At 70.7% G+C, this 21,878-nt stretch carries 17 protein-coding genes; 11 read left to right on the top strand and 6 right to left on the bottom strand.

All coding sequences use genetic code 11. The features are described 5' to 3' along the window. The first annotated feature begins 88 nt into the window (after nt 1-88). The gene (locus J7E97_RS19905; protein WP_215028972.1) at nt 89-529 is read left to right on the top strand and encodes a UbiA family prenyltransferase; all 441 of its coding nucleotides are present in this window, start codon (nt 89-91) and stop codon (nt 527-529) included. A gap of 5 nt (nt 530-534) precedes the next feature. Here the strand turns inward: J7E97_RS19905 and J7E97_RS19900 are convergent. Further along, a protein-coding gene (locus tag J7E97_RS19900) for an IS5 family transposase (RefSeq protein WP_251054824.1) occupies nt 535-1,340 on the bottom strand; the annotation gives its coding sequence in 2 pieces (ribosomal slippage) (nt 535-1,175 and nt 1,175-1,340; 807 coding nt in all). 202 nt (nt 1,341-1,542) lie between these two features. Then, nucleotides 1,543-2,115 (bottom strand): TetR family transcriptional regulator, encoded by a 573-nt coding sequence (locus J7E97_RS19895; protein ID WP_215028969.1) that lies wholly within the window; start codon nt 2,113-2,115, stop codon nt 1,543-1,545. Between the two features lie 411 nt (nt 2,116-2,526). Between J7E97_RS19895 and J7E97_RS19890 the strand changes: the two genes are divergently transcribed. The 4 genes from J7E97_RS19890 to J7E97_RS19875 all read left to right on the top strand — a co-directional run bounded on the left by J7E97_RS19890 (nt 2,527) and on the right by J7E97_RS19875 (nt 7,144). After that, entirely contained in the window at nt 2,527-3,549 is a 1,023-nt protein-coding gene (locus tag J7E97_RS19890) for an alcohol dehydrogenase catalytic domain-containing protein (RefSeq protein WP_215028966.1), read from the top strand. A gap of 127 nt (nt 3,550-3,676) precedes the next feature. Further along, nucleotides 3,677-5,113, top strand: coding sequence for an aldehyde dehydrogenase family protein (locus tag J7E97_RS19885; protein WP_215028962.1), 1,437 nt, complete (start codon nt 3,677-3,679; stop codon nt 5,111-5,113). A 252-nt stretch (nt 5,114-5,365) separates the two neighbouring features. Further along, nucleotides 5,366-6,469 (top strand): low temperature requirement protein A, encoded by a 1,104-nt coding sequence (locus tag J7E97_RS19880; protein WP_215028959.1) that lies wholly within the window; start codon nt 5,366-5,368, stop codon nt 6,467-6,469. A 225-nt stretch (nt 6,470-6,694) separates the two neighbouring features. Continuing rightward, on the top strand, nt 6,695-7,144 hold the full coding sequence (locus J7E97_RS19875; RefSeq protein WP_215028956.1) for a UbiA family prenyltransferase: 450 nt from the start codon (nt 6,695-6,697) through the stop codon (nt 7,142-7,144). A 281-nt stretch (nt 7,145-7,425) separates the two neighbouring features. Here the strand turns inward: J7E97_RS19875 and J7E97_RS19870 are convergent, their stop codons facing one another. Continuing rightward, nucleotides 7,426-8,493 (bottom strand): hypothetical protein, encoded by a 1,068-nt coding sequence (locus J7E97_RS19870; RefSeq protein WP_215028954.1) that lies wholly within the window; start codon nt 8,491-8,493, stop codon nt 7,426-7,428. A 308-nt stretch (nt 8,494-8,801) separates the two neighbouring features. Between J7E97_RS19870 and J7E97_RS19865 the strand changes: the two genes are divergently transcribed. From J7E97_RS19865 to J7E97_RS19840, 6 genes are all read left to right on the top strand, one after another. Then, nucleotides 8,802-12,377, top strand: coding sequence for a DNA polymerase III subunit alpha (locus J7E97_RS19865; protein WP_215028952.1), 3,576 nt, complete (start codon nt 8,802-8,804; stop codon nt 12,375-12,377). Nucleotides 12,378-12,382: 5 nt separating this feature from the next. Continuing rightward, nucleotides 12,383-13,510 (top strand): hypothetical protein, encoded by a 1,128-nt coding sequence (locus J7E97_RS19860; protein ID WP_215028948.1) that lies wholly within the window; start codon nt 12,383-12,385, stop codon nt 13,508-13,510. Nucleotides 13,511-13,664: 154 nt separating this feature from the next. After that, nucleotides 13,665-14,492 carry a carbonic anhydrase gene (locus tag J7E97_RS19855; RefSeq protein WP_215028945.1) on the top strand — a complete coding sequence of 276 codons (828 nt, stop codon included), beginning with the start codon at nt 13,665-13,667 and terminating at the stop codon, nt 14,490-14,492. Nucleotides 14,493-14,669: 177 nt separating this feature from the next. Then, nucleotides 14,670-16,946 (top strand): ATP-binding domain-containing protein, encoded by a 2,277-nt coding sequence (locus J7E97_RS19850; RefSeq protein WP_215028942.1) that lies wholly within the window; start codon nt 14,670-14,672, stop codon nt 16,944-16,946. Between the two features lie 149 nt (nt 16,947-17,095). Further along, the gene (locus J7E97_RS19845) at nt 17,096-18,013 is read left to right on the top strand and encodes a MurR/RpiR family transcriptional regulator (protein ID WP_215028939.1); all 918 of its coding nucleotides are present in this window, start codon (nt 17,096-17,098) and stop codon (nt 18,011-18,013) included. Between the two features lie 308 nt (nt 18,014-18,321). Continuing rightward, nucleotides 18,322-18,693 carry a hypothetical protein gene (locus J7E97_RS19840; protein WP_215028936.1) on the top strand — a complete coding sequence of 124 codons (372 nt, stop codon included), beginning with the start codon at nt 18,322-18,324 and terminating at the stop codon, nt 18,691-18,693. 46 nt (nt 18,694-18,739) lie between these two features. Here the strand turns inward: J7E97_RS19840 and J7E97_RS19835 are convergent, their stop codons facing one another. The 3 genes from J7E97_RS19835 to J7E97_RS19825 all read right to left on the bottom strand — a co-directional run bounded on the left by J7E97_RS19835 (nt 18,740) and on the right by J7E97_RS19825 (nt 21,752). After that, complete coding sequence (locus tag J7E97_RS19835; protein WP_308346591.1) at nt 18,740-19,228, bottom strand: peroxiredoxin; 489 nt, start codon at nt 19,226-19,228, stop codon at nt 18,740-18,742. A gap of 171 nt (nt 19,229-19,399) precedes the next feature. Continuing rightward, complete coding sequence (locus J7E97_RS19830; protein WP_215028932.1) at nt 19,400-21,007, bottom strand: oleate hydratase; 1,608 nt, start codon at nt 21,005-21,007, stop codon at nt 19,400-19,402. Between the two features lie 136 nt (nt 21,008-21,143). Next, the gene (locus J7E97_RS19825) at nt 21,144-21,752 is read right to left on the bottom strand and encodes a hypothetical protein (protein ID WP_215028930.1); all 609 of its coding nucleotides are present in this window, start codon (nt 21,750-21,752) and stop codon (nt 21,144-21,146) included. Nucleotides 21,753-21,878: the final 126 nt, after the last annotated feature.

The raw sequence follows: 21,878 nt of genomic DNA, 5'->3' as shown, positions 1-21,878 counted from the left end.
AACCAAATGAGATGACCTCTTACTGGGCTCGCCGGATGTGCGGTGTCTGCCCGGTTTCTACTGCCCGTTGTGGAGAGGATGACCGACCGTGAGCATTCAAGTGCGCTCGCCGCTGCCCGGCAGGGGCGGCCTCTTAGCCCGGTTGCGTGGCTATCTTCGGGTTGCGGTTCTTTTCGTGCGCACTGACCCATGGATGACCATCTACCCCGGGACCGCATTTGCTGTCGTGGCAGCTCATCACGCACGCCTCGCCCCGGCCGCCTTCGCCTTGGCGATCGTCGAGGCCGCGGTTTACATGACTGGGTTTCTTGCCCTCCATGCCATCAGCAGCCAGCTGGTGTCGGTGGAGGAAGACAGGATCAACAAGCCGTGGCGGCCCATCCCCTCCGGCCTCATCCCCGAGAGAGTCGCCCGTACCGTTCAAGGCGCCGTCATGGTGCTCTTCCCGCTGACCGGCCTCTTGTTCGGCGTGCTGTGGTGGGCGCTTCTCTGGGAGGTGATCGTGCTCTCTGACGCCCGCACTAACTGATCATTTCAGAATGAGATTCGAAGTCGCCTCAAGCAAATGAGGCTGCAGGCGAGTTCGAGTAGCCCCTGGTGCAAGTCGGCGCGTATCTCGTAGCGAGTGCGGAGGCGCTTGAACTGGTGAAGCCAAGCGAAGGTCCGCTCTACGACCCATCGGGTCTTGCCCAAGCCGGAGCCGTGCTGGGCACCACGGCGGGCGATCTTCGGGGTTATCCCTCGGCGCCGGAGGAGTCGGCGGTACTTGTCGAAGTCGTAGCCGCGGTCGGCGTACAGGCGTCGTGGGCGATTTCGTGGGCGGCCACGCAGGCCACGAATCCGCGGGATGGCATCGACGAGCGGCATGAGCTGGGTGACATCGTGCCGGTTGCCGCCGGTCAGTGACACTGCGAGCGGTGTGCCGTGCCGGTCGACGATGACGTGATGCTTGCTGCCGGGGCGGCCTCGATCAACCGGAGATGGTCCAGTGTGAGCGCCTCCTTTGAGGGCGCGGATGTGCGAGCCGTCGATGGCACAGTCGTCCATCTCCAGCAGCCTGGCCGTCCGTAGTTCGGTGAGGATCGCGGCGTGCAGCCGTGGCCAGACGCCGGCTTCGGTCCAGTCCCGTAGGCGGCGCCAGGCCGTGACTCCCGAGCAACCCACAGGCGTGGCACGTCGCGCCAGGTCACACCTGTGCGCAGGACGAAGATGATGCCGCCCAACGCGATGCGGTCGCATGTTCGGTGTCGTCCTGCGTATCGATGCCGCCGCTGAGGGTGAGGCGGCAGCATCGGGGCAATGCGGTCCCACAGGTCATCGGGCACAAGATGGCTGATCATGTCCGGAAGAGTGGAGGAAGATCCCCGTTGAGGTGGGGCCCATTGAGGCGGCAAGCCCGGTGAGCCAGACCAGGCAGCTGCGCTCAGCGTTGAGTGGTGAGCTCGCCTGCTGAGCGGTCACGAGTTCCCTGCGGCCGGCTGGCGGGTGATCGGGTGTGATCTGTGCGGGGTGACCCCCCGTTTCCGTCGGCGGAAACGGGGGTCAGGAGGCAACGAAGGCTTGCACGGCGGCGGTCATCGCGGCGCGGTGATGGCGCAGTCGCTCAGGGGACCAGGGGGCTTCGGGAGCCAGTGATTGCAGGGCGGGTGAGGCGCTGGCCCAGGCGGTGGTCAACCCGAGGACGAGGGCGAGGACGTCCGTGGGGGCGATTTCTTTGGTGACGGAGTTGCTGTGCTGGGCGGAGACGATGGCATCGATCTTGGGGCGGTAGGCGTCCACCTCGGCTGCCGTGGGTTCGGGCCGTTCCAACCGGGCCCAGCCGGTCAGGCGTAGTACCTGGGGGTGTTCCAGCAGGTAGTCGAACAGGTCGCCCGCGTAGCGGGAGAGGTCGTCGGCGTCGAAGGGGACGGCCTCTGCGAGGTCGGCCAGGCTCTTGGCGACCACGATGTCGAAGAGGTCGGCCTTGTTGCCGAAGTGGACGTAGATCAGACGCTTGTTGGCCTGCGCAATTTCGCCGATGCGTTCCACGCGGGCGCCGGCAAGCCCGTACTGGGCGAACTCGCTGTAGGCGGCGTCCAGCAGGCGTCTCTTCGTAGCGGTGGCGTCGGGCGGCATAGGGGAAGGATAGTGCCCCCACACGGGCGTAACTACACAGTTACTGATGATGCCGTCCGCCCGCTGCGGAGCTGCCGACGCAAAGCGGCCAAACCGGGTACGCCGCCGCTCATAGGCCTGGCGTTTTGCCGATCCGGCTGACATGCGGGGTGCTCGATGGGCCGACACACTGGACATCGCGGACGCCAGAGGAGCCTCGCGGCGTCACCGATGGCGCACTTCGCGTTACCGTCCGTGCCTCGAGGCGTGAGAATCAAGAGGGTAACTACCTGGTTATTGATAAATCATCCTGACCGGGGCTACGGTGTACCTACCTAGGTGGTTACCCCGGACGGGTTGCTCGGTTCGCTCTTGCGCGAGCGATTCCCGCCGACGCTGCCCACCCCAGACGCATCGAAGCAAGGAGCAGTCATGAAGGCAGTTGTGATGACCGGCGCGAACAAGCCGTGGGAGGTCCAGGAGGTCCCGACCCCGACGGCGGAGCCGGGGCAGGTGCTGGTGAAGGTTCACGCGTCGGGCATGTGCTACACCGATGTCTGGTCCACGCAGGGCTACGGCGGGGACCTCTACCCCCAGACGCCGGGCCATGAGGTGGTCGGTGAGGTCGTCGAGGTCGGCGCCGGGGTGCACACGCGCCAGGTCGGCGACCGGGTTGGTACCACCTGGGTGCAGTCCGCCTGTGGCCGCTGTGCCTACTGTCGCGAGAACCGGCCGCTGACCGGGCAGACCGCGATGAACTGCGTCGCGCCCCGCACCAGTGGGTTCTCCGCGCAGGGTGGGCACGCGGAGTACATCGCCATCGCGGCCGAGGGGACGGTGCTGCTGCCGGACGGCCTGTCGTACACCGATGCCGCGCCCATGATGTGCGCCGGTTACACCACCTGGAGCGGTCTGCGGGACGCGTCCCCGCAGCCGCACGAGAAGGTCGCCGTTCTGGGCATCGGCGGACTGGGCCATGTGGCCCTGCAGCTGTCCAAGGCGTGCGGATTCGAGACCATCGCGATCACCCACTCCCCGGACAAGCATGACCTGGCCACCCAGCTGGGCGCCGACCACGTCGTCGCCAACGGCAAGGAACTCCTCGAGCTCGGCGGCGCGGACATCCTGCTGGTCACCACCAACGCCTTCGGCGCGGCCGAGGAGGCCATGACGGGCCTGCGCGTCTCCGGCCGCGTGATCCTGTGCGGGCTGGACTTCAGCCAGCCGTTCTCCATCTCCTCCGAGGGCGTGCCGTTCCACATGATGCGCCAGCAGGTCATCGGCTCCACCCACGGCGGCCAGCACTACCTCAGCGAGGTCCTCGACCTCGCCGCGAAGGGCAAGGTCAAGCCGATCACCGAGACCTTCCCGCTCGACCGGGCCACCGAGGCCTACGACCGCCTGGCCTCCGGGAAGATGCGCTTCCGCGGCGTGTTCACCCCCGCGCAGAGCTGACCGGCAGCGCCACCAGCAACCCAGGGTGGTCCGATGTTCCTCACGTCGCGGACCACTCGCCGGACGGCGGCCCCACCGCCGTCCGGCATCCCGCCCCCTTCCCTCAAACGGAGCAAGGCAGGCTGCCATGCGTGAGTTTCACAACCTGTACATCGACGGCAGCTGGACGGCGCCGGCCGAGCCCGCCGTCCTGGAGCTGACCGACCCCGCCACCGGACGGCCCAGCGGCCGGGCCGCCCTCGGCGGTGCCACCGACGTCGACCGGGCGGTCACGGCCGCCAGGAACGCTTTCGCCTCGTTCTCCATCACCACTGCCGCCGAGCGAGTGGACCTCCTGGAAGCCATCGGCGCCGAATACGCCCGCCGTGCCGAGGACATGGCTCAGGCCGTCACCGAGGAGCTGGGCTCCCCCCTGGACCTCTCCCGCAGCTTGCACGTGCCCTCCGGCCAGAGCCAGTTCCACAACGCCGCACGGGCCCTGCGGAACCTGGACCTCGTCGAAAAGCGCGGAAGCACGTGGGTGCGGCGCGAGCCGATCGGCGTGTGCGCGCTGATCACTCCGTGGAACTATCCCGCCCTCCAGCCCGCCGGGAAGGTCGCCTCCGCGCTCGCCGCCGGCTGCACCGTCGTGCTCAAACCGGCTCAGCTGACCCCGTACTCGGCCGTCGTGCTGGCGGAGATCCTGGAAGCGGCCGGGGTTCCCGCCGGCGTGTTCAACCTCGTCCTGGGCCGCGGCTCGGTCATCGGAGATGCCCTGAACCAGCACCCGGAGGTCGACATGATCTCCTTCACCGGTTCCGGACCGGTCGCGGTCGGCGTGCTCACCGCCGCGGCGCCCACGGCCAAACGGGTCGTCACCGAACTCGGCGGCAAGTCCCCACAGATCGTGCTCCCCGACGCCGACCTGGACACCGCCGTGAACACCGCCGTGCTGTACGCGCTCTTGAACAGCGGACAGACCTGCGGCGCAGCCTCCCGCACCCTGGTTCCGCGTGAACGACAGGACGAATTCCTGGCCGCCCTCACCCCGGCAGCCGAGGCGCTTAAGGTCGGTGACCCGCACTCGCAGGGCACCTCCATGGGCCCGGTCGTCTCCGCCGGCCAGTGGGACACCGTCCAGGGATACATCCGCAAAGGCATCGAGGAAGGCGCCCGACTCGTCACCGGCGGCCCCGGCAAGCCCGACCTGCCCGACACTCTCAAGGACGGGCACTTCGTCAGACCCACCGTCTTCGCCGACGTCACCAACGACATGACCATCGCCCGCGAGGAGATCTTCGGCCCGGTCATGTCCGTGATCGCCTACGAGAGCATCGAAGACGCCATCACCATCGCCAACGACTCCCCCTACGGCCTGTGCGGATACGTCACAAGCGGCGACCCGCAGCAGGCTCTCGCTGTCGCCGAACGGATGCGCACCGGCTACGTCTTGATCAACGACGCTGACTTCGACTTCAACACGTCCTGGGGCGGCTACAAGCAGTCCGGCAACGGCCGCGAGTGGGCCGACTTCGGCATCGGCGAGTACCTGGAGACCAAGTCCATCGTCGGCGTCCACGCCTGACCACGCATCCGGTAAGCCGCCTCCTCCCTGTGAGGCCGTGGGCCGGGATCCCTCCCCTCTTCTTGCGTGGGCGATGCTCCAGGTAAAAGCACCGCGTGTGCGCCACAATCACGCGAGCCAGATTTCCACCGCAGCTGTGCATACTCCGTCCGGCCCGGGCCGGGCAGCGATCCCAAGGACAAGAGACCACCACTGATGAGCCCGCGCACATCTCGCCCACTCAGGCTGCGTACCCGAGCGGCAACCGGCCAGGTGACGACGATCGAGCTGTTCTTCGACCTCGTCTTCGTCTTCGTGATCACCCAGGTCACCCACCACATCGAATCCCATCCCGGCTGGGAGGGCCTCCTGCACGCCCTGCTGGCCCTAACCGTGGTGTGGTGGATGTTCCTCGGCTTCAGCTGGCTCACCAACGCGGTCCGCCCCGACGCAACCGTCATCCGGCTCCTGCTGGTACTGGCCATGATGGCGTTCTTCATCATGGGCCTCGACCTGCCCTTCGCCTTCGACACCGACGGTCTGGCCTTCCCGCTCGCCTACCTGGCCGCCGTCGCCATCCACTGCCTGCTATTCCTGACCGCCGACCGGGCATCCGCCAGAACCGCCATCATCCGCACCGTGCCCTTCAACGCCGGCGCCGGAGTGCTCATCCTCATCGCCCCCTACCTTCCCCAGACCCTCACCTGGCTGTGCTGGGCCGCCGCAGTCCTGCTCCTCTTCGTCCTCTCGCCCATGCTTGGGGGCATCCGAGGCTTCGTCATCGAACCGCACCACTTCGTCGAACGGCACGGACTCATCGTCATCCTCGTGCTCGGCGAATCCATCATCGCCATCGGCATCGGCGCCCAAGGAGCCGCGGTAGGCCCCACGCTGGCTCTCGGCGTCGTCCTAGGCATCGCCGTCGCCGCCGGCCTCTGGTGGATCTACTTCGACGGCGACGACACCCGGGCCGCAACCGCCCTGGAAGGCGCACCCGAACGCCGCCGCGAACTCCTGGCCGTCTACCCCTTCGGCCTCGGCCACCTCGTCATGGTCATCGGCATCGTCCTCGTCGCCGCCGGCACTACCGACGCCGTCCACCACTTCAACCACCACACCAACTCCTGGTGGCTCGGCTGCGGTACCGCGATCTTCCTCCTCGGTCACGCCGCCTACCGTGCCCTGCTCGGCACCGGCCGCACCACCGAACGCCTCATCGGAGCCGCCGTCGCCGTACCCCTGGGCTGGGCCACCAGCTTCGCCGGCTGGGCCACAACCGCCGCCATGGCCCTCCTCCTGTCAGCCATCGCCACAGCCGACCACTTCCACATGCAGCCCGGCACACACAGCCAGCGCGTCGAGCAGGATGACGAGTAGCCATGGAGGCCAACTGCCATCTGCACGCGTCTCTCCGATCCACTCGTAGACGATCCTGCCTGTCGGCGCCAGTCGCTGTCGGCGGATATGCGATGACCGCAGTGCTCGGCGTCGCGTCCGCCTGGGCCACCGCGGTCTGGTCTGGTAGGTCGGCCGCCTGGACCGCCCTGCCCAGCCCCCCGAACTCATTCTGAAACGATCAGTAAGTGGGTGGACCGGCACCCGTTGAGCAAGAACCTTTACACCGCCGCCTCAACAATGCTCGGCTGGGCGGCCTGCTGGCAGATCGCCGCACCACTTGAGGCGGGAGCTTGGCGGATCATCCTTACTCTCACCGCCTGCGTGATGGCCACCATCCACATCCAGGACCTGCGCGACATCGACGGAGACCGGCAGGCGGGACGGCGTACGGCTCCTTTGGTCTGGGGTGAGCGCCTCACCCGCAGCACCCTGACCGCCACCATCGCCTTCCTGCCGGCCGTTACCTTTGTCTTGTACGACTTGGCCCACCACGGTTGGCCGGCCTGGGTGGCCTGGGCGCTTTCCAGCATCCTCGCCCTGGCTGCCGCCCTTCGCCTGTTGACTACTGCAGGCCAGGCTGCGGACCAACGCACCTACCGCACCTGGGAACAATGGGTCACGGCAGCCCTGGCCTGCGCGGTCCTCGTGATCTGAAACGGGAGGCAGCAGTCGGTGGCACGCTGCCGCCCGCGTCGTTTCACACCGCCGTGGCGAACTGGCTGCACGGGCATTGCCCATGTGCAGCAGTCGCCGCGGCGCCTCCGATCAGCGGACCCGCCACCTCACATGCTCACCCCCGCCAACTCAAGCGCTCATCCGCCAAGTGAAGCGCTCAGTCACAATCCTGTGACCGTGCACGCTATCTGGCACCGATGGACAACTTCGATGCACAACGCGGGCGGCATGACCGAGGGCCGCGACCGGTCACGCGTTGCTCAGAACAGGCCGGCCCAGGGGTCATCGTCCGGTTCGGGCTGTTCGGGGTGGAGCATGCGGCGAACGCAGCGAAGGAGTCCCGGTTCTCCGGATCCGGCGGCGGTCATCCACGGCAGGGCCTCCATGGCGTGGGCGCGTTCGTGAGTGGCGAGGACGTCAAAAATGTTGCGGAGGTCCTCGGGGGCGGGTTCGTCGGTGAGGCAGAGCCAGCCGATCGCTGCGGCCAGGCGGGCTTCGGGGGCCTGGGCCCGGTCTTGCCACCGCTCGCGGATCCACGAGCCGGTCGGCGGGTGTACGTCGGCTCGGGTGGTCTCGGCGGCGGCGAGGAGTAGAGCGGCGCGGACCATGGGCTCCCGCTCCGTGGCGAGCCTGGTGGCGAAGGTGGACCGGACCCTGTGATCGGGGTCGGCGGCGGTGGCCAGCGCGTAGGCGGCGTCGATGCGGATGGTGGGGTCGGGGTCGTTGAGAAGGGGCAGGAGTACGGGCGCTCCTGTAGTGATCGCGGCTCGGGCGGCGGCCACCGACCAACCTGCCGGGTAGCCGGTCACCTCGACGCCGTAGTCGTCGTAGTCGTCGGGTGCGTGGCGCCGTGGGTCGGTGCGGTGGAGAAGCAATTCGTCGCGGGAGGCGACGCCGAAGTGCCGGGCGCGGGCCGGGGCGGAGAGTACGCCGAGGGCGTCGGCACGGTGTGGGTGGTGGCTCTCGGTGGCGATGGAGATCAGGAACGGTACGGCGAGGGCGGCGGCGGCTCGGCTGTCGTTGGCACACAGGCCGCCCAGCAGGCCCGTCGCGCGGCGGGCGGGGTCGTCGCCTGCGTGCAGCAGGTGAACGGCATCCCGGGCATCGTTGCCGTGGGGAAAGTTCCCCCACGGGACAGCGCGGAGGAGGAACCCGCGCTTGGATTCGGGCCCGATGCCGGCCACGACCGCCCGCACATCGAACGCTCCTCCCATGAACGAGGCCAGATCCGCTCCGTCCAGCAGCGCACGGCACATCGCAAACGTCGGATCGGTCCGCCAGTCCTCCACACCACACCCCCACCATCGAATCCCCAGAGATTCGATCATGCCTCCCCCGGCCGCGCCCCAGGGGCCGGCTGGAGAGTGTCTAGGGCACCTGCCGACCCACCCACGAACCGCCGAGAATTCGGAGACACCCTGCTCAGGGCGACCCAGTCTCATCGTGTGTGCCAACCATCGCGCTCAGCCGCCAACTAGCGTGCTCAAGCGCCAACTATCGCGCTCAGTCACAGTCGCAGCGGGACCCCGAGGGGGCGGAGAATCGCGCTCGCATTGTTCGATTTATGTTCGATATGCTGGGTGAATCTGGTCAGGGTGGCTGGAAAGGGGCGGCCGGGTGATCGGAGGTGGGACTCATGTGTGCCGGTGTGCACCTTCATGTCGCGAGCGGGTACTCGGCTCGTTACGGCGCATCCCACCCCTCTGACCTGGTGAAACGGGCCGTGGAGCGGGATGTCGGCACGCTCGCGCTCACCGACCGGGACACCGTCGCCGGCGCGGTCCGCTTCGCGAAGGCCGCCGGGAGGGCCGGGGTGCGCCCGGTCTTCGGGGTCGACGTGGCCGTCGCTCCGTTCGGCGGGCTCCTCGGCTCCGCCGAGCACCGTCCCGACCCCTCCCCGCGCCCCGGCCTCGACCCCACCCCCAGCCCCACCCCCCGCCCCCGTCCCGGCACCCCCCGGCCGGTGCGGACGCCGGTGCGGGGCGGGGCGCACGTCGTCGAGCCCGCCCTGCGGGTCACCCTGCTCGCGCGGGACGCGGGTGGCTGGGCACGGCTGTGCCGGATGGTCTCCGCAGCCCATGCGGACGCCGCCGGCGGGCCGCCGGTCGTCTCCTGGCCCGTGCTGCGGCAGTACGCGGACCAAGGCCTGATGGTCCTGCTCGGCCCGGTCTCCGAACCCGTACGGGCCCTCGCGGCCGGCCGGACCGACCTGGCCGAACGGCTCCTCGCCCCGTGGCGCGAGCTCGTCGGCCCCGGCCTGAGGCTGGAGGTGCTCTGGTACGGGCTCTCCGGCACCGGGCCCGGCTCGCTGCGCCTGGCCGCCCGCACCCTCGGGCTCGCCGACCGGCTCGGCGTCCCCGCGGTCCTCACCAACGCCGTCCGCTACGCCGACCCCGCCCAGCACCGCCTCGCCGACGTCCTGGACTCCGCCCGCCTGCTGCGCCCGATCGACCACCGCCGCCTCGACTCCGGCGAGCGCTGGCTGAAGGGGCCCGCCGCGATGGCGGCGGCCGCCGAGCGGATCGCCGAGGCCGCCGGAGCCGGCCCGCGCCGGGCGGCGGCGCTGCTCGCGGAGACCGTACGTACGGCGGAGCAGTGCGTGCTCGACCCGACGGCCGACCTCGGCATCGCGCAGCCCGGCCGGCTCGGGCGCTCCAGCTTCCCCGAACCGGAGGTGGTGGGCGCCGCCCCCGGCCGCAACGGCGCCTCTGCCCTGCTGCGCCGACGCTGCGAGGAGGGGATGTTCGCGCGGGGCCTGGACCAGGACCGGCAGGCGGTCGAACGGCTGGAGGACGAGCTCTCCGTCATCGGGAAGCTGGGCTTCGAGTCCTACTTCCTGGCGGTCGCCCAGGTGGTCGCGGACATCCGCGCCATGGGGATCCGGGTCGCGGCCCGCGGCTCCGGCGCAGGCAGCCTGGTCAACCACGCGCTCTTCATCGCCACGGCGAACCCCCTCGAACACCACCTGTTGTTCGAACGCTTCCTCAGTGTCCGGAGGGCCTCGCTCCCCGACATCGACCTCGACGTGGAGTCGGCCCGCCGACTGGAGGTCTACGACAGGATCATCGAACGGTTCGGCACCGAGCGGGTGGCCGTCGCCTCGATGCCGGAGACGTACCGGGCCCGGCACGCCCTGCGCGACACCGGCCTCGCCCTCGGCATGCCCCCGCAGACCGTCGACACGGTCGCCAAATCGTTCCCGCACATCCGGGCCTGCGACATCCGCGGCGCCCTCGCCGAACTCCCCGAGCTGAAGCAGCTCGCCGCCGAGGCCGACTCGTACGGTCCGCTGTGGGAGCTCGCCGAGGGCCTGGACGGCCTGCCGCGCGGCTACGCCATGCACCCGTGCGGGGTGGTCATCTCCGACGCCGCCCTGCTGGACCGGCTGCCCGTACAGCCCACCCCGGGCGGCCGGTACCCGATGGTCCAGGCGGACAAGCACGACGTCGAAGCCCTGGGCCTGGTGAAACTGGACGTCCTGGGCGTGCGGATGCAATCGGCGATGGCCCACGCCGTCGCCGAGATCCGCCGTACCACCGGCCGCCAGCTCGACCTCGACCACCCCGACCACGTCCGGCTGGACGACCCCGAAGCGTTCGAGCTCATAAGGAAGGCCCGGACCGTGGGCATGTTCCAACTGGAGAGCCCCGGCCAGCAGGACCTCGTGAGCCGCCTCCAGCCCCGCGGCGTCCAGGACGTCATCGCCGACATCAGCCTGTTCCGTCCGGGCCCGGTCGCCGGCGGCATGCCCGCCCTCTACATCGCGGCCCGGCACGGGGCCGCCCCCCACTACCCGCACCCCGACCTGGAGCCGGTCCTCGCCGACACCTACGGCGTGACCATCTGGCACGAGCAGATCATCGAGATCTTCAGGGTGATGACCGGCTGCGACCGGGCACTGGGCGAGATCGCCCGCCGCGCCCTCGCCGGCCCCGACCGGCTGCCCCGGGTGGAGGCGTGGTTCCGGCGGGAGGCGGGCGCCCGCGGCTACACCAGCACGGTCCTCGACGAGGTCTGGGGAATCATCGCGGCGTTCGGCGCGTACGGGTTCTGCCGCGCGCACGCCGTGGCCTTCGCCGTCCCCGCACTCCAGTCCGCCTGGCTCAAGGCCCACCACCCGGCCGCCCTCTACGCCGGACTGCTCGAACACGACCCCGGGATGTGGCCGCCCCGGGTGATCGTCTCCGACGCCCGACGCCACGGTGTCCCCGTCCTGCCTGTCGACATCAACCGCTCCGCGCCCGACCACCGCGTCGAGCGGGCGCCCGACGGCGCGTGGGCAGTACGCCTCTCGCTGTCGTCGGTGAAGGGAATCTCCGGCGAGCAGGTGGAGCGGATCGCGGCCGGGCAGCCGTACAACGGGCTGCAGGACTTCTGGGAACGGGCCCACTCCGCCCTGCCGATCGCCGAGCGCCTCATCCAGATCGGCGCCCTCGACACCCTGCGCGGACCGCTCACCCGCCGCGACCTCCTGCTCCAGGTCGCCGAACTCCACCGCCACACCCGGGCCCGCGCCGTCGACGGCCAGCTGGCCCTCGGTGGCGAACTCGTCACCGCCCAGTCCTCGGGACTGCCGGAGATGACCAGCCGCGAGGCCCTCAACGCCGAGATCGACGTCCTGTCCATCGACGTCTCCCACCACCTGATGGAGCACCACCACCGGCTGCTCCGCGAGCTCGGCGCCACCGACTCCGCCCACCTCGCGGCGATGCGCCCGGGGCAGAAGGTCCTCGTCGCGGGCGTCCGGGCCTCTACGCAGACGCCCCCGATCCCCTCGGGCAAGAGGGTCATCTTCGTGACCCTGGAGGACGGCCGGGGCCTCGTCGACATCGCGTTCTTCGAGGACAGCCACGACGCCTGCGCCCACACCGTCTTCCACTCCGGGCTGCTCCTGGTCCGCGGCACCGTCGAAGCCCGCGGCCCGCGCCGCACCGTCGTCGGCCAGATGGTCTGGAACCTGGAGGAGATCGCGGCCGCCCGCCGCGACCACGGCCCGGAAGCCGCCCTCACCCTCCTCGGGCGCTCCGGCCCCGCCCCCACCCCCGCCCAGAACGGCTCCGCCCCGGCCCCGGACCGGAACGGCCCGGCACGCACCCTCACCAACGGCACCGCCGGAGCACGCCTCCACCCCTACGCGGACCTCCAGCCCGCCGGCACCCGCGCCGCCGACCTCACATCCCTCGGCTACACCAGCCCCGGATCGGCGGGGTGACCACCATGAAGCAGAGCCTCGTAGAGCAGAGCGCCGTAGAGCAGGGCGCCTTCGAGCAGAGCGTTAGCGAACAGAATCCCGACGAGTCGGGCCTCCAGCCGCCGGGCTCCCACACGCCTGACCTCCACACGCCTGACCTCCACACGCCGGGCCCCCACAAGCAGATCCTCAACGCCCGGTTCCACTTCCCCGACGGCGCCGACACCGGCCTGTACGGACAACTCCTCGACCTCACCGCCGACATCACACCCCGCGTCCAGCCGATCCCGCCCGACACCGCCCACCTCGACATCACCGGATCCCTGCGCTACTGGCAGCGCGACGCCGAAGACCTGGCCGCCCTCCTGCGGCTGCGGACCGTCGCCCTCCACGGCGTACGGACGACCTGCGCCGTCGCACCCAACCGCATGCTCGCCACGATGACGGCCGCCTTCACCCCCCTCGGTGAAACCACCGTCCTCACCGAGGCGGAGGTCACCGGCTGGCTGCGTCCCCGCCCCGTCGCCGCCCTCTACGGAGTCGGCCCCGCCACCGCGGCCGCGCTGGCCAAGTACGGACTGCACACCATCGGAGACCTCGCCGACGCACCCCTGCCCACCCTGACCAGACTCTTCGGATCGGCCACCGGTCGCGCCCTGCACGCCCACGCGCACGGCGACGACCTCCGCCCCGTGGAGCCCCGGCCCCTCCCCAAATCCATGAGCGCCTGCCATTCCTTCGACGCCGACTGCCTCGACGCGGACCAGCACCACCGCGCCCTCCTCGGCCTCGCCCACCGGCTCGGCTCCCGCCTCCGCGGAGAAGGCCAGGCAGCCGCCGGCCTCACCCTCACCGTCCGTTACGCCGACCGCACCGCGACCACCCGGAGCCGGGCCCTGACCGAACCCACCCACCACACCCGGCCCTTGACCGGCGCCGCCTACGACCTGTACCGGCTCCTCGGCCTCCAGCGCGCACGCGTACGCTCCTTCGACCTCCGCGCCGACGCCCTGCGCCCCGCCTCCGAGTCCAGGAGGCAGCTCACCTTCGATCCCGCCGACGACCAGGCGCTCGCCATCGAGGCCGCCGCCGACCGTGCCCGCGCCCGCTACGGCCCCGATGCCGTCAAACCGGCGACCCTCGCCGGGGCGTAGGGGCGTAGGGGCGTAAGGACGTAGGAGCGTAAAGACGCAGGGCCGAGGGGGTGTAGGCCGGCGGGCCGTCCTGATCGCGCCGGGCTCCGGGCGGAATCCGCCAATTCCCGTTGGGGGAGAGCCGGATGGAAAAGTACGGGGTTAGCGTCCCCCAATGTCTTCGAACACACAGGCGCCCCGCGCTGCTTCGCCCAGTCGCCGTATCCTCCTGCGCACGGCCCTGGCGGGCACCGCGGCCGCCGGGTCAGTCCTCGGTCTCGGCGCCGTCTCCCCGGCCTCCGCCTCCGACCGCAACGCCGAGATCGCCGATAGGGGAGATAGGGCCGAACTCCAGAAGGCCGCCGATACCGAGGCAGCCGATACCGAGGCAGCCGCCGGTACCGCTGGCGGAGCCCGTCCCGTCACTCCGGACGAGGCCCTGCGCCGACTGACGGCCGGCAACCGGCGCTGGGCCGCGTACTGCCAGCAGCACCCGCGCGAATCACCCTCCGTACGCATCCAAGTGGCGCGGGAGCAGCACCCCTTCGCGATCGTGCTGGGCTGTGTCGATTCCCGGGTGCCGCCGGAGCTCGTCTTCGACCAGGGGCTCGGCGATCTGCTGACCGTGCGCTCGGCCGGAGAGGTACTGGACGAGGCGGTGCTCGGCAGCATCGCGTACGGGGTCCTGGAGCTGGAGGTTCCCCTGGTCCTGGTCCTCGGCCACCAGTCGTGCGGGGCCGTCGGGGCCGCGGTCCACGCGGACGAGACCGGCGCCCGGTTGCCCGCCCACATCCAGTACCTGGCCGACCAGATCCGGCCCTCCATCGACCACGGCCGGCACGGTGAGGCCCGGATCGCCGCCACCATCGACGCCCATGCCCGCCGCACCCGGGCCCGGCTGGCGGCGGAGCCCGACATCGCCCGCCGAATAGCCACCGGCCGCCTGGCCGTGACGGCCGCGCGTTACGACCTGAGCGATCAGAAGGTCCGCACGCTGCGGTAGCGGCCCCGCCCAGGCAGCCGGCCAGGCCGAATAGGTTTTGATGAATCCCGGCATACAAAAACACCCCGGACCGATTGGGTCCGGGGTGTTTGTTTGTGTATATTTGATGTTTCACATCTTCGCCGGGCGATGAAGTGAAGAAGCTTATGGAGACACCATATCGCGTCAGGAGTGGAATTGTCAACCGAAGAATTCCGGAATGAGCAGCAATTCATCACGACCCTCTACGCGCGCCTCGACGACCTGCGTGACCAGGCCGAACGCGCCGTGCAGGGGGCACTGGGCGCGGTCGGCAGCGGGTTCCAGGCGCGGTTGGAACGGGACGTCATGGTCGCTGAGCAGTCCGGTCTGCTTTCCGCTCTGAACACGGGAGAGAACGGCCTCTGCTTCGGCCGGCTCGAGTTCTCCGACGGTCAGGACCACCACATCGGCCGCATCGGAATCAGGCAGGACGACGCCGAGCGCACCCCGCTCGTGCTCGACTGGCGGGCCGATGTCGCGCGCCCGTTCTACCTCGCGACGGGCTATTCCCCCATGGGGCTGCGCCGCCGGCGCCACCTCACCACCCGCGGACGCGAGGTCACGGCCCTGCACGACGAGATCCTCGACCTCGCCGACACCGAGCGCACGGGCTACGAAGGGGCCGACGCGGACGCCGTGCTCCTGTCCGCGCTCGACGCCGCCCGCACCGGCCGGATGCACGACATCGTGCAGACCATCCAGGCCGAACAGGACCGCATCATCCGCTCCACCCACCGCGGGATCCTCGTCGTGGAGGGCGGACCGGGCACCGGCAAGACCGCCGTGGCCCTGCACCGGGCCGCGTACCTCCTCTACGCGCACCGCGAGCTGCTCGCCAAGCGCGGCGTACTGATCGTCGGACCGAACCCGGCCTTCCTCGGCTACATCGGCGAGGTGCTCCCCGCCCTCGGCGAGACCGGCGTCCTGCTCGCCACTCCCGGCGAGCTGTTCCCCGGCGTCCGCGCGACGGCCGTGGACCGCCCCGGCGCTGCCGCGGTCAAGGGACGCGCCACGATGGCCGGGACCCTCGCCCAGGTCGTGCGCGACCGGCAGGCGCTGCCCGAGACCGTGCCCGCGGGGAGCGGCGAGGAGGCCGACCGGGTCCCCGAGCCCGCCCTGGAGATCGACCACGACGACTACGGGACCCTGCTGCTCGACCGGACCATGGCCCACGAGGCCCGGGACCGGGCCCGCGCCACCGGGCTGCCGCACAACCTGGCCCGCCCCCACTTCGCCTTCCGCGTCATCGACGCCCTCACCGCGCAGCTCGCCGACCGGCTCGGCGCCGATCCGTACGGCGGCCCCAACCTGCTCGGCCCCGACGACATCGCGCAGCTGGGCAAGGAGATCGCCACCAGCGCCGAGGTGCACGCCGCCATCGACACGCTGTGGCCGCGGCTCACGCCCCGGCAGCTGATCGCCGACTACCTCGCGGATCCCACCCACCTCCCGGAACACGAAGCCGAGCTGATCCGCCGTACGACGACGGGCGACGCCGACTGGACCCCGGCCGACGTCCCGCTGCTCGACGAGGCGGCCGAGCTGCTCGGGATCGACGACACCGCGCGCCGCGCCGCCGAGGAACGGGAACGGCTGGAGCGCGTCGCGTACGCCCAGGGCGTTCTCGACCTGTCCGCCGGATCGGAGTCGTACGAGTTCGAGGACATGGAGAACGAGTTCCTCGCGGCCCACGACCTCATCGACGCCGAGCGGATGGCGGAGCGGCAGGAGGAGGACGACCACCGCAGTACGGCCGAGCGGGCCGCCGCCGACCGCACCTGGGCCTTCGGGCACGTGATCGTGGACGAGGCGCAGGAGCTGTCCGCCATGGCGTGGCGCCTGCTGATGCGGCGCTGCCCGACCCGTTCGATGACGCTGGTGGGCGACCCGGCGCAGACCGGCGACGAGGCCGGCTGCGGCTCGTGGCAGCAGATCCTGAGCCCCTACGCCGAGGACCGCTGGGAGCTCGTACGCCTCGGCGTCAACTACCGCACGCCCGCCGAGATCATGGATGTCGCGGCCGCCGTGCTCCGGGCCCGCCACCCCGGCTTCGAACCGCCGCGTTCGATCCGGTCCACCGGCCGGCGGCCCTGGATCCGGGCGACGGACGACCTGGCCGCAGCGGTCGCCGAGGCGGTACGGGAGGGCGCCCCGGTCGAGGGCCGGCTCGCGGTGATCGCCCCGCGGCAGCTGCACGGGGCACTGGCGGCCGCGCTGCCCGGCGTTCGCGTGGGAGAGGAGCCGGACCTCACCCGCCCGGTCGTGCTGCTGGACCCGCGCCAGGCCAAGGGCCTGGAGTTCGACACCGTCATCGTCGTGGAACCGGCGGAGCACGAGCCCAGCGACCTCTACGTGGCCCTGACGCGCGCCACCCAGACCCTCGGGGTGGTGCACACCGGCCGGCTGCCGGAGGGGCTGGGCGAACAGCCGTAGGAGAGGGGCGGCAAGGAGGCGGGAAGGACGCCCGGCGCCGGACGCCCGGCGCCGGACGCCGGGCGGACCGGCCGTCCGGCAAGCACGCTGGTCAGCGGGGTGCGGTGAGCTATGTTGGAACCGCAGTGGTAGGAGAGGGAGGACCGCCGGTGTCATCGGGGCAGCAGGCGCGCGCACAAGCGGCCGCGATCACGCCGAGCGGGCAGGCGGCCGATCACCAGCGCGCCCCGGCCGACCGGGTCCAGGCGCTGTTCGACGGCCACCAGCTCTCCCCGGGACAGCGGCGCATCGCGCAGTACCTGGTCGACCACCTCACCGAGGCCGCGTTCCTCTCCATCACCGAACTCGCCGAACGGGCGGGTGTGAGCCAGCCGTCCGTGACCCGGTTCGCGGCCGCCCTCGGCTTCAGCGGCTATCCGGCCCTGCGCGAGGTGCTCCAGCCGATCGCGCTCAGCGCGGTGGCCGGTTCCCCGGACGGCCGCGAACAGACCCGCCGCAACGAGCTGCAGGCGGCCGTCGACGCCGAGATCGAGAACCTGGAGAACGTGCGGCGGCTGTTCGCCGACACCAATCAGGTGCTCGACATCGGCCGGGAGCTGGCCCGTTCGGTGCCGTTGACGGTGCTCGGACTCAGGATCTCGGTTTCCCTGGCGGAGTACTTCGCGTACGCGGCCCGCCGCATCCACCCCGACGTCCGTCTGGTCACCAGCGGCGGCAGCGTCGCTTTCGACGCGCTCCTGCAGGCGAGGGCGGCCGGCGGCAGCTGGGTGCTGGCCTTCGCGATGCCGCGGCACGCCAAGGAGACCCTGGCGGCCCTGCGGGTCGCCCGCAGGGCGGGGCTGCGCGTCGCGCTCATCACGGACCGCACGCTGGGGCCGCTGGTGGACGAGGCCGATGTGGCGCTGACGGCCGGTACCGGTTCGAGGCTCGTCTTCGATTCGTACGCGGCGCCGGGCCTGCTGTCCGCCGCGCTGCTCCAGGCGATGGCGGACGCCGACCCCGAGCGGACGCAGACCCGGCTCGAAGGCTATGAGCAGGCCGCCGACCAGCACGGATTCTTCCTCTAGGAAGGCGCCGGGCGGCACGCGGGCATCATATTCACACCCAATCCGGGCATGAATATTTTCATACCCTTGCGTACTCAACGGTATATATGTTTACTGATGGCGGCGCGGTCATCCTCGACATGCCAGGGAGAGCGGCCCCACGCCCTCCCAGAACAGACACCCGGCGTGACGCCCTCCTCCTCACGTCCCGCCAGGTGTCCCGTCCGGCTTTCGGATCCCGGAGCGCCCTTGCGGCCTCGGCCAACCCCTGGGCCGAGGCCGCCACAGACACAACCGATCAGAGTTCCATCCTGCGGAAGTGGACAAGAATGTCTCAGACGGCACTCATCACGCGCAGCCCGGACTGGCCCCTCCAGGTCAAGCACCCCGGGAAACCCGACTGGGAACGCACGGCGGTCCGCTGGCTGCGCGACCTCCTCCCGGCCCGCTACGCCGGATACGTGACCCTGACCCGCAGCCCCGTACTCCTCGCGCGCCACGCCCAGCTCCAACTGCAGCACGAGATGCGGGCCGTGCGCGTGGCCATGGAGACCAGCCGCGCCGAACTCCCCGCCCTCGGCGTGGCGGAGGCGGTCATCGAGAACTCGATCAGGATGTACGCGATCGAGCTTGGCCAGCTCGCCCGCCTGGCCCGCGCCGTCCGCCTCGTCGGCGACGCGCTGCGCACCGCCGTCCGCTGACACCGCCCGGCCCCGGCGCTCGGGCCGCCGGGGCCGGCGCCTGACCTCAGCCGACGGCGGTGACGCCGACGAGCTGCTCCGTGATGAGCTCGGCCGAGGGGAACCTCATCCCCACCGCGGCGACGTGCTTCCAGTGCAGGGTGCCGTCCGGCGCGACGATGAAGACCGCCCGGCGCAGGCCGATCAGCGGCGCCGTGATTCCGAAGGCGCGGGCCACCGCGCGGTCGGTGTCGGCCAGCAGCGGCATCCGCAGGCCGCGGGCCGAGGCGAAGGACTCGTGACTGTCGACGCCCTGCGGGCTGATGCCCCACACCTGCGCCCCGCACGCGCCGAGCGCCTCCAGCCCGTCGGAGTACGAGCACAACTGGGCCGTGCACACGGGGGTGTTGTCGCCGGGATAGAAGGCGAGAACGACCGGGTTCCCGCGCTGCGCGCCGAGCGAGTACTCCCCTCGGACGAACGCGTCGTTGGTCAGCTGACCGCCGGGGAGCGAGAAATCGCCCACGACGTCGCCCACGGCCGGGATTCGGGTCACGGTGTCCGCGCCTCTCTGTTGGTGGAGGCCGTACGGTACCCGGTCGCGCGCCACTCGGGTTCGGCACGTACCGCTGCCGAGGTGGGTCCCCCTGGTGTTCCGGCACATCAACGGCTGGACTCAGGAGGACTCAAGTCCGGCCGTGAGTTTAACCCGGGTTAAACCTCAAGCTCAGCGGCGGTGCATGGTGTGCAGGGCCTCCAGGAGCACCTTCGGGTTGTGGCCGCCCTTGTAGACCGGCGGGGGCTGCCGGTCCAGGTGCAGCAGTCGGGCCACCGCGGTCCAGGCGGTCCGCACCGAGTACTCGACGGTGAACACCACGTCGTCGGGGACTTCCGCGTACTGGCCGATGAAGGCCAGGTTGGTGGATCCCGCCGGGACGGCCTCGGGCCGGTCGCCGGCCTTGCGGACGAGGAACTGGCTGGTGATGTACGGCATCAGCGCGGGCCGGACGACGGAGGATTCCAGGATCTGCTCGCTCTGCGCGAGGCGCAGGTGTCCGAGCACCTCGGCCAGGATCTCGCGGCCCGTGCACTCGGCCATCGTCTTTCCCACGTGGTCGCCCGCCTTGTCCGGGAAGAGCGCGTAGCCCCACCAGACGTAGGTGTCGTCCGGCTGCTCGTGGAAGTGCGGCTGGTGGTTGAGGACGATGGTCAACAGCCAGCCGGAGTCCTTGAAGGTGATCAGGCCGCCCTTGCCGGCCTCGCTGCCGGAGAACTCCTCCATGGCCTTGAAGAAGGTCGGGTCCTTGGTGGTGACGGTGAAGGATCCCCACGTCGAGTCCGCGACGGAGGAGTCGAAGACGGAGGGGTCGCCGAGGCCGTGCGGGCGTTTCGCCGCGAGTGTCCGCCACAGCTGCCAGGAGGCGTCGGGCGCGGAGTCGTCCAGTACGGCGGGGGTGTCGGTGGTGCCCAGCGTCGAATTGGCCGTCATCGAACCGTTGGTGACGAACACCAGGTCCTCGGGCGCGACGGGGATCCGCTCGGCCGCGTCGCCTTCGCGGGTGCATGCCAGGGCGGTGGCGGTGATGCCGTCGCCGTCGGCCAGCTCCACGTCCGTCACGGTGGTGTTCATCGAGAACGAGACGCCGTTGCTCCGCAGCCAGGACTGGAGCGGGCGCACGATCGAGTCGTACTGGTTGAAGCGGGTGCGGTAGATGCCCGACATCGTGTCGAAGGTTTTGAACAGGTGCACGAACCGGTTGAGGTAGCGCCGGAACTCGATCGCCGAATGCCACGGCTCGAAGGCGAAGGTCGTGCACCACATGTACCAGAAGTTGGTGGTGAAGAACTCCGGGGCGAAGCAGTCGGAGATGCGCTTGCCGTCGAGGCGCGACTCGGGGGTGGCCACGCACGCGACCAGGTCGAGCCGGTCGCGTTCGGAGAACCCCATGGAGCGGGTGTCGACCCGGTGTCCGGCGGCGTCGACCAGGCGGGCCTGGTCGTTCCAGGCGAAGTCGTCGTGGAAGGCGAAGGTGTCCTCCGTGACGGAGGTGGCCGGGCCGTCCGCGCGGCCCGCGCCGCCCGGGGAGTGGGGGGAGTCCAGGGCGGGGATGGAGTTCAGCAGGTCGTAGGTGCACTCGAAGTGCAGCTCGAACATCCGGCCGCCGCGCATGGTGTAGCCGATGTCGGGGTCGCCCGCCGCGTCCAGGCTCCCGCCCGTGCGGTCCTGGGCCTCCAGGATGGTGATGTCCGTGCCCGCGAACCCGCCCTCCCTGATCAGCAGCGCCGCTGCCGACAGGGAAGCGATTCCCGCACCCACCAGATAGGCCTTGGCCACGACACGTCTCCTCACCTGGCCGCACCGCACCGGCCCCGGTCGGCCGTACGATCACCCCGCCAGCCCACCACCCCCTACCGCCCGTCGCGACCCGGGCGCGCCCATTGGACGGGCGCGGGGGAGACGGGGGCGGAGCTCAGTACGGTCCGCCACGGAAGTAGGTGCTCGGCGACGGGCGCGGCCGGTCACCGCGCTCGTGCGCGGCATCGGAGCGGTCGGCGGGTGCGCACCGCGGGATCAGGGCGCGCAGCGTTTCCAGGCCGGCCAGGACGTCGGAGCGGTTGCCCGAGGCCTTCATCCAGCCGGGCAGCCGGGGGATCATCGACCGCGTCGGGCTGCCGAAGCCGGTGCCGCGTTCGCGCAACCGGGCTCCCACGTAGGCGGCCAGCTCGTCGACGTGTTCCTCGTTGTAGGCCCAGAGGACGTGACCCGCACACCGGGTCTGGAGCCAGAGCGGCCGCCGGAAGAACGGATCCTCGGTCCCGCCGAGCACCACGCCGATCAGCCCGGCTCCCCGTACGCCGGCCTCCCATGCGGCGACGGCCCCGCAGTGGGCGCAGGTCATCCGCCGGGGCCGGAACCGCAGCTCGGTGTAGTACGCGAGCTCGGGGAGGCCGGGCCTGGGCGTGCAGAGTGCCCGGCCGCCGCAGCGGGGGCAGACCACGAGGATCCGCTCGGCGAACCGGTCCAGCGGCATCCCGGGGTCGCGGTGCCGGGACGGATCGCTGTACGGCTCGGAGTGCATGGGGGACACGATGCCAGGCCGGGGGAGTGGGTCGGGCGGCCTTCGCGGTTCGGACACCGACATGGCGCGGGTGGTCCCGCCGACCGCGGCTCCTCGCGGCGGGCGATCGCGGAGCCCTGGTCTGGT

It is taken from the genome of Streptomyces sp. ISL-66 (assembly GCF_018614135.1).
Lineage (GTDB): Bacteria > Actinomycetota > Actinomycetes > Streptomycetales > Streptomycetaceae > Streptomyces.
Note: the sequence above shows the minus strand (reverse complement) of the source record. Positions and strands in the feature narration are given on the sequence as shown.

Excerpts from the sequence above, each read along its gene's own strand:
- J7E97_RS19895 (WP_215028969.1), bottom strand. The coding sequence starts at position 2,115 with ATGCCGCCCGACGCCACCGCTACGAAGAGACGCCTGCTGGACGCCGCC.
- J7E97_RS19890 (WP_215028966.1), top strand. The coding sequence starts at position 2,527 with ATGAAGGCAGTTGTGATGACCGGCGCGAACAAGCCGTGGGAGGTCCAG.
- J7E97_RS19885 (WP_215028962.1), top strand. The coding sequence starts at position 3,677 with ATGCGTGAGTTTCACAACCTGTACATCGACGGCAGCTGGACGGCGCCG.
- J7E97_RS19870 (WP_215028954.1), bottom strand. The coding sequence starts at position 8,493 with ATGATCGAATCTCTGGGGATTCGATGGTGGGGGTGTGGTGTGGAGGAC.
- J7E97_RS19865 (WP_215028952.1), top strand. The coding sequence starts at position 8,802 with ATGTGTGCCGGTGTGCACCTTCATGTCGCGAGCGGGTACTCGGCTCGT.
- J7E97_RS19860 (WP_215028948.1), top strand. The coding sequence starts at position 12,383 with ATGAAGCAGAGCCTCGTAGAGCAGAGCGCCGTAGAGCAGGGCGCCTTC.
- J7E97_RS19855 (WP_215028945.1), top strand. The coding sequence starts at position 13,665 with ATGTCTTCGAACACACAGGCGCCCCGCGCTGCTTCGCCCAGTCGCCGT.
- J7E97_RS19840 (WP_215028936.1), top strand. The coding sequence starts at position 18,322 with ATGTCTCAGACGGCACTCATCACGCGCAGCCCGGACTGGCCCCTCCAG.
- J7E97_RS19825 (WP_215028930.1), bottom strand. The coding sequence starts at position 21,752 with ATGCACTCCGAGCCGTACAGCGATCCGTCCCGGCACCGCGACCCCGGG.